Raw genomic sequence first — 7,044 nt, forward strand, 5'->3', positions numbered from 1 at the left:
GCCTGAGCTCGCTCGATGAAGACCGGGCGAGGTGGTCATGCGGGGCTCAGGACCGCGCAGTATCCGTTTCTGACGTAACGTCACATTCGACATCACAGCCGACGTCAGAACCGAGTTTCCGACCCGAGATCCGAGGCCCTACAGCGGCGTCAGAAGCCGCCCTCCATGTTGACGAAGCGGGAGTAGTGGCCCTGGAAGGCAACGGTGATGGTCGCGGTGGGGCCGTTTCGGTGCTTGGCCACGATCAGGTCGGCCTCGCCCGCCCGCGGTGACTCCTTCTCGTACGCGTCCTCGCGGTGGAGCAGGATGACCATGTCGGCGTCCTGCTCGATCGAGCCGGACTCTCGGAGGTCCGAGACCATCGGCTTCTTGTCGGTCCGCTGTTCCGGACCACGGTTCAGCTGCGAGAGCGCGATCACCGGCACCTCCAGCTCCTTGGCGAGGAGCTTGAGGTTTCTCGACATGTCCGAGACCTCCTGCTGGCGGGACTCGGGCCGACGGGAGCCGCCCGACTGCATCAGCTGGAGGTAGTCGATGACGACGAGTCGGAGGTCGTTGCGCTGCTTCAACCGCCGGCACTTGGCGCGGATCTCCATCATGGAGAGGTTCGGGGAGTCGTCGATGTACAGCGGCGCCTCGTTGACCTCGGCCATCTGCCGGGCGACCCGGTTCCAGTCCTCGTCCGTCATCGAGCCCGAGCGCATGTGGTGCAGCGCCACCCGCGCCTCGGCGGACAGCAGGCGCATCGCGATCTCGTTGCGCCCCATCTCCAGGGAGAAGATCACGCTCGGCAGGTTGTGCTTGATGGAGCAGGCACGCGCGAAGTCCAGCGCGAGGGTCGAGTTGTGGACGACGATCCCCTGCGCCAGGAAGTTGTGGGTGCCGTCGACGGTCAGGTCGTAGACCTCCGACTCCCCGGCCGGTTCGATCGTCGCCACCGGGTCCCAGCCAACCACCGAGTCGGCGAGTTCGCCGAGTTCGGGGACGTCGAGCTCCACCGCCAGCCTCCGCAGCTGCTCCCGGCTCACCGGGCCCGGCCGCTCCGGCTGCCGGGGCCCGCTCGTCGGCCCGTTCACCGCTCGGCGGGCGTGCGCGGCGTCGATCAGCTGCCGCACCTCCGCAGGGAGCGGCCCCTCGGCTGCCGCCACCGGCGGGGACGCGTCGTCGGGAGTGGCGTCGGCATCGGGAGCGGCGTCGGGAGCGGGAGCGTCCGCGACGGCGATGTGGTCACCGGGCGCGAGCTCGGCCAGCTCCACCCAGCCGCCGAGGGTGCGGAAGGGGTGGTTGGCGGTGGCGGTCACGGTCCGCCCCCCGACGGTGGTGAGGCGGAACACCTCCCGGCGGCCGTTCGGTACGAAGTCGGAGGGCCGGACCGATCGCAGCCGCCAGTCGGCGCCCAGCGTGTGCACCCGCAGCGGTTCACCGGCCAGGCCGCGGCGGACGAACTCGGCGATGGTCAGCGGCTCGCCCGTCGCGGCCTCCGTCAGCACGGTGTCCGCAGCGAGGCACTTTCCCATGGCGGGACGGGCCGCGATGACGATCATCTGCCCCGGGTGGAGGCCGTTGGTGAGCGAGTCGAGGTCGGTGAAACCGGTGGGCACACCGGTCATCTCACCGCTGCGGTTGCTGATGGCCTCGATCTCGTCGAGCGCGCCCTCCATGATGTCGCCGAGGGGCAGGTAGTCCTCGGCGGTGCGCTGCTCGGTGACGGCGTAGACCTCCGCCTGGGCGGAGTTGACGATCTCGTCCACGTCGCCGTCGGCGGCGTAGCCCATCTGCGTGATGCGGGTCCCCGCCTGCACGAGCCGCCGCAGCACGGCCCGCTCGTGCACGATCTCCGCGTAGTACTCGGCGTTGGCCGCGGTCGGCACGGTCTGCACCAGGGAGTGCACGTAGCCGGCTCCGCCGACCTTGGAGAGCTCACCCCGCTTGGTGAGTTCGTGCGCGACGGTGATCGGGTCCGCAGGCTCGCCCTTGGCGTACAGGTCGAGGACAGCCGCGTAGATGATCTCGTGGGCGGGCTTGTAGAAGTCGTGGCCCTTGAGCACCTCGACGACGTCGGCGATGGCGTCCTTGGACAGCAGCATGCCGCCGAGCACGGACTGCTCCGCCTCCAGGTCCTGCGGCGGCATGCGCTCGAACCCACCGCGGTCCGGGGCGTCGTCGAACCCCTCGTCGTCGTCGCGGTTCTTGCCCCGGCCGCGACGCGGCCGGGAGACCTCGGCGGTGTCCCAGGCGCTGCCGGTGTGATCGAGATCGGTCACGCCCCCGCCCCTTCTGAACTCGGTGCTCGCGCCTCGTACGCGGGCCGTTGCCGGGCGGCAGCCGGCGTCACCGGCCCCCGCAGCTCATTGCTACGGCACGGCACTGACACCCGATGTCCCGACGCCTGCCGCTGTCGTCGGCGGGCCCGACGAAGGGGCACCGGAGGAGACAGGCGAAGGGCCACGCTACGCCCCCGGGCCCGTACCACCAACCCGGTTATCCACAGGCTGGAGGTCAACCATGTGGATGTCTGATCAGACCCTGTGGACAACCCGACGTTTCCTGTGGACGGTTCAGTGGACAGCGCTGTGGAGAACCTCCGCACACCTCTACGAAACCAACCCTGACCTGGCAGTACGTCATCCCTGAGCCCCTGGCGACAAAAAGTTCGCAGAACTCGGCCAGATCCCCGCCAACTCCGTGGGGCATCCCACACACCGGGCTGACACGTAAGGATCAGTTGAGCCTTGCGTCAGTTACCTGTGGATGTTTGGATCACCCCATGAACCGCAACCCCGACCGCGAGCGCCCCACCGGGGCACGGCGGAGCCCGGGCTCCGGGACCGACCGCGGCGACGGCCCTGCGGAGACGACGCCGGCCGCCACCACCGGGGCTCCGGTCACCGCCCCGACGCCACCCGTCCCCACCCCGGCACCCGGCGGGCCGGCACCGGGCCACCCCCCGGACGCCCGGCCCACCCACCGCGCAGACCGCGCCGCCACCCCCCGCGAGGAGCGGCGGCGCGAAGGGCGACGGCACGACCGCGAGATCCTGGCCCTGGCCGTTCCGGCGTTCGGCGCCCTCGTCGCGGAGCCGCTGTTCCTTCTCACCGACTCCGCGATGATCGGCCACCTGGGCACCGCCCAGCTGGCCGGCCTCGGTGTGGCCGCCGCGCTCCTCGCGACCGGCGTCAACATCTTCGTCTTCCTCGCCTACGCGACCACCGGAGCCGTCGCGCGCCGCGTCGGAGCCGGCGACCTGCCGGCCGCGATCCGCCAGGGCATGGACGGCATCTGGCTCGCGCTCCTCCTCGGCGCGGTCACCGCGGCGACCGTCTTCGCGACGGCACCCGCCCTCATCGAGGCGTTCGGCGCCTCCGCCACCGCGGCGCCCTACGGCGTGACCTACCTGCGGATCAGCGCTCTCGGCATCCCCGCCATGCTGGTCGTCCTGGCAGCGACCGGGGTGCTGCGCGGTCTCCAGGACACCCGCACCCCGCTCTACGTCGCCGTCGGCGGTTTCGGCACCAACGCGGGACTCAACGCGCTGCTCATCTACGGCCTGGGCTGGGGTGTCGCCGGGTCCGCCTGGGGCAGTGTCGTCGCTCAGACCGGCATGGCCGCCGTCTACCTCTGGGTCGTCGTCCGCGGCGCGCGGCGCCACGGCGCGTCGCTCCGCCCCGACGCCGCCGGCATCCGGGCGTGCGCCCGCGCGGGCACCCCCCTGCTGGTGCGGACACTGTCCCTGCGGGCCGTGCTGCTCATCGCCACCGCTGTCGCCGCCCGCATGGGGGACGTCTCGGTGGCGTCCCACCAGATCGCCCTGACGATCTGGAGCCTGCTCGCCTTCGCGCTGGACGCCATCGCCATCGCGGGGCAGGCCATCATCGGCCGCTACCTGGGGGCCGGCGACGCCGACGGCGCCCGACGCGTCTGCCGCCGCATGGTGCGCTGGGGCATCGGCTCGGGGCTGGTCCTCGGAGCCGTGCTCGCCGCCACCGGACCGCTGCTGCTGCGGGTGTTCAGCTCCGATCCCGACGTCCGCTCCCAGCTCCTGGTGCTGCTGCTGATCGTCGCCGTCACTCAGCCGATCGCGGGCGTCGTCTTCGTCCTCGACGGCGTGCTGATGGGAGCCGGGGACGGCGCCTACCTCGCCTGGGCGATGCTCGGCACGCTGCTGCTGTTCGCACCGGTCGCACTGCTGGTGCCCGTCCTGGGCGGCGGCGTCTCCGCCCTGTGGTGGACCATCGCCGGACTCATGATGGGCACGAGGCTGGTGACGCTCTGGCTCCGCGCCCGCACCGGACGCTGGTTGGTCACCGGTTCCGTCCGCGGCTGAGGAAACCGGCGGCCCGGCCAACGGTGCGGGGGTGGTGCGGAGGCTCCGGGGGCGGAACCGGGACCGGCTGCGCCCCATCGACGCGCCGGTACCGCACCCCACCCGGCACACGACGACGGGCCGCCTTCCGCGAGGGAGGCGGCCCGTCGAGGTACCGCTGTGCTCACGTGCCGCGCCAGGGCGGCACCACCGCGACCGTGCCGAACGACGACCGACCGCTCGTCAACCGAGCGGTGCCGCCGGCCACCCGAACCGGTGACCATCCCCGTCACGCGGGGATGACGCACCGGCCCGGGCGCGCCCGGCTCACTTGGCGGCGCTGACCTCCAGGCCGACCTTCACGGTGACCTCGGGGTGCAGGCGGACCGAGACCTGGTGGGCACCCAGGCTCTTGATCGGGTGGCCCAGCTCGATGCGACGCTTGTCGAACTCGGGGCCGCCGGCCTGCTTCACCGCCGTGACGATGTCGGCCGGGGTGACCGAACCGAAGAGGCGGCCGCCGTTGCCGGCACGCACCTTCAGCCGGACCTTGACGCCTTCGAGCTGCGCCTTGACGTCGTTCGCCTGCTCGATCGTGGCGATCTCGCGGATGCGACGACCGCGACGGATCTGCTCGACGTCCTTCTCGCCGCCCTTGGTCCACCGGATGGCGACGTTGCGGGGCAGCAGGTAGTTACGGGCGTACCCGTCCTTCACCTCGACGACGTCACCGGGAGCGCCGAGACCGGAAACCTCGCTGGTCAGGATGATCTTCATGCTGTGTCACCCTTCCTTAGCGCGCAGTGGAGGTGTAGGGCAGCAGCGCCATCTCACGGCTGTTCTTCACGGCCGTGGCGACGTCACGCTGGTGCTGGGTGCAGTTGCCGGTGACCCGGCGGGCACGGATCTTGCCGCGGTCGGAAATGAACTTCCGCAGCAGGTTCGTGTCCTTGTAGTCGACGTAGGAGATCTTCTCCTTGCAGAACACGCAGACCTTCTTCTTCGGCTTGCGTGCAGGCGGCTTCGCCATGGTCTCTTTCCTTCGATTCGCTCAAGAAGTGGGGAGAACCCGCTTCCCTTCCCGCGGACCGGGTCGCCCCGGTCCGCCCCGCGGCCGGAGCGGCCGCTAGAAGGGGGGTTCGTCCGAGTAGCCACCGGAGTCGCCGCCGGGGCCGGAGCCCCAGCCACCGCCGCCACCGCCGCCGCCCTGGCTGCCACCCGAGGGGCCGGTGGCCCACGGGTCGCCGCCCTGGCCGCCGCCACCCTGCTGGCCGCCGCCGGGGTTGTTGCCCCAGCCGCCGCCACCCTGCTGGCCGCCACCGCCGCCGCCGAAGCCGCCGCCCTGCCCACCGCCACCGCCACGACCCGAGGTCTTTGTGACCTTGGTGGTGGCGCTGCGCAGGCTGGGGCCGACCTCCTCGACGTCCAGCTCGTAGACCGTGCGCTTGACGCCTTCCCGGTCCTCGTAGGACCGCTGCTTCAGCCGGCCCTGAACGATCACGCGGGTGCCCTTGGTGAGGGACTCGGCGACGTTCTCCGCGGCCTGACGCCAGACCGAGCAGGTCAGGAACAGGCTCTCGCCGTCCCGCCACTCGCTGGTCTGCCGGTCGAAGACACGGGGGGTGGACGCGACGCGGAACTTCGCGACCGCCGCACCGGAGGGGGTGAAGCGCAGCTCGGGGTCGTCGACGAGATTGCCGACGACCGTGATGACGGTCTCGCCTGCCATTGGGGGAACCTCTCGGCGGGTGTTAACTGGTGCTGCGATGATGACGGGTGGCTCTGACACCACCCGCCGACGTGACTACCCGGTTTCCGTCCGGGCCCCTACGGGGCCGGTGTCATGCGGGGAGCGGAGCTCACCGGATAGTGGGACGGAGGACCTTCGTCCGCAGGACCGACTCGTTCAGGCCCATCTGACGGTCGAGTTCCTTGACCAGTGCGGGCTCGGCCTGCACGTCGATCACGGCGTAGATACCCTCGGGCTTCTTGTTGATCTCGTAGGAGAGACGACGACGGCCCCAGGTGTCGACCTTCTCGACCTTGCCGTTGCCCTCGCGGATCACGGTAAGGAAGCTCTCGATCAGGGGGGAGACAGCGCGCTCCTCCAGATCGGGGTCGAGGATGACCATCACCTCGTAGTGACGCATGTGGAACCCACCTCCTCTGGACTCAACGGCCACGGACGTTCCGTGGCAGGAGGGTTGTATGCGTGACCGTGTCACCTGCCGGGCCCACCGGGGTGGGAGCGGCGTCATGACACGGACGACCCAGCCTACCCGGTGCCCCGCTCCGGTTGAAATCCGCCCAGAAGGCGCCACACTCTGTGGTAGACGCTTCACGCCTGGAGGTGCCCATGGCTCAGGCAGTGCAGGGACGCGCCGGACACGGTTCCCCGCTGTCCTTCTTCAACACCGACGGCAACCCCCACCCCAGGGAGAACACCCTCGCCCTGGTGACCGCGGGACTCGGGCTCGTCGCCCTCGTCACCGCCTTCTTCCCCGGACTCCACCTGATCGCCTCCTGGGCGGGCCTGGTCGGCATCGCGACCGGGGCGACGGGCCAGATGATCTCCGTCACCACGGCCGAACGATTCGTGACGGTGGTCGGGCTGGGTGCCGCCGCGACCGGCTTCTACCTGGGCATGGCGCACGGCGGGCTCTTCGGCGGACTCCTCGGCTGACCGCCCCCGTGCGCCGCGTCACGGTGCGGGACGACGGCACACGGCCGCCGTCCCGCAC

Annotated in this window: 7 protein-coding genes; 2 read left to right on the plus strand and 5 right to left on the minus strand. The window is 70.9% G+C overall.

Annotation, left to right across the window (positions count from 1 at the left end):
* Window positions 1–149 precede the first annotated feature (149 nt).
* Window positions 150–2,132: a replicative DNA helicase gene (gene dnaB, locus HCN56_RS07970; protein ID WP_167968802.1), complete on the minus strand. Its 1,983-nt coding sequence runs from the start codon at window positions 2,130–2,132 to the stop codon at window positions 150–152.
* 635 nt (window positions 2,133–2,767) lie between these two features.
* On the opposite strand from dnaB, the gene HCN56_RS07975 reads away from it, so the two are divergent.
* The gene (locus HCN56_RS07975) at window positions 2,768–4,324 is read left to right on the plus strand and encodes an MATE family efflux transporter (RefSeq protein ID WP_167968794.1); all 1,557 of its coding nucleotides are present in this window, start codon (window positions 2,768–2,770) and stop codon (window positions 4,322–4,324) included.
* 306 nt (window positions 4,325–4,630) lie between these two features.
* On the opposite strand, the gene rplI is transcribed toward HCN56_RS07975, so the two are convergent.
* From rplI to rpsF, 4 genes are all read right to left on the minus strand, one after another.
* Entirely contained in the window at window positions 4,631–5,080 is a 450-nt protein-coding gene (gene rplI, locus HCN56_RS07980; RefSeq protein ID WP_167968795.1) for a 50S ribosomal protein L9, read from the minus strand.
* Between the two features lie 16 nt (window positions 5,081–5,096).
* Window positions 5,097–5,333 (minus strand): 30S ribosomal protein S18, encoded by a 237-nt coding sequence (gene rpsR, locus HCN56_RS07985; RefSeq protein ID WP_003978893.1) that lies wholly within the window; start codon window positions 5,331–5,333, stop codon window positions 5,097–5,099.
* A 96-nt stretch (window positions 5,334–5,429) separates the two neighbouring features.
* Entirely contained in the window at window positions 5,430–6,032 is a 603-nt protein-coding gene (locus HCN56_RS07990; RefSeq protein ID WP_167968796.1) for a single-stranded DNA-binding protein, read from the minus strand.
* Window positions 6,033–6,162: 130 nt separating this feature from the next.
* The gene (gene rpsF / locus HCN56_RS07995; protein ID WP_167968797.1) at window positions 6,163–6,453 is read right to left on the minus strand and encodes a 30S ribosomal protein S6; all 291 of its coding nucleotides are present in this window, start codon (window positions 6,451–6,453) and stop codon (window positions 6,163–6,165) included.
* A 206-nt stretch (window positions 6,454–6,659) separates the two neighbouring features.
* Between rpsF and HCN56_RS08000 the strand changes: the two genes are divergently transcribed.
* On the plus strand, window positions 6,660–6,986 hold the full coding sequence (locus tag HCN56_RS08000) for a hypothetical protein (RefSeq protein WP_167968798.1): 327 nt from the start codon (window positions 6,660–6,662) through the stop codon (window positions 6,984–6,986).
* Window positions 6,987–7,044: the final 58 nt, after the last annotated feature.

It is taken from the genome of Streptomyces lonarensis (genome assembly GCF_012033735.1).
In the GTDB taxonomy this organism is placed as follows: Bacteria; Actinomycetota; Actinomycetes; order Streptomycetales; family Streptomycetaceae; genus Streptomyces; species Streptomyces lonarensis.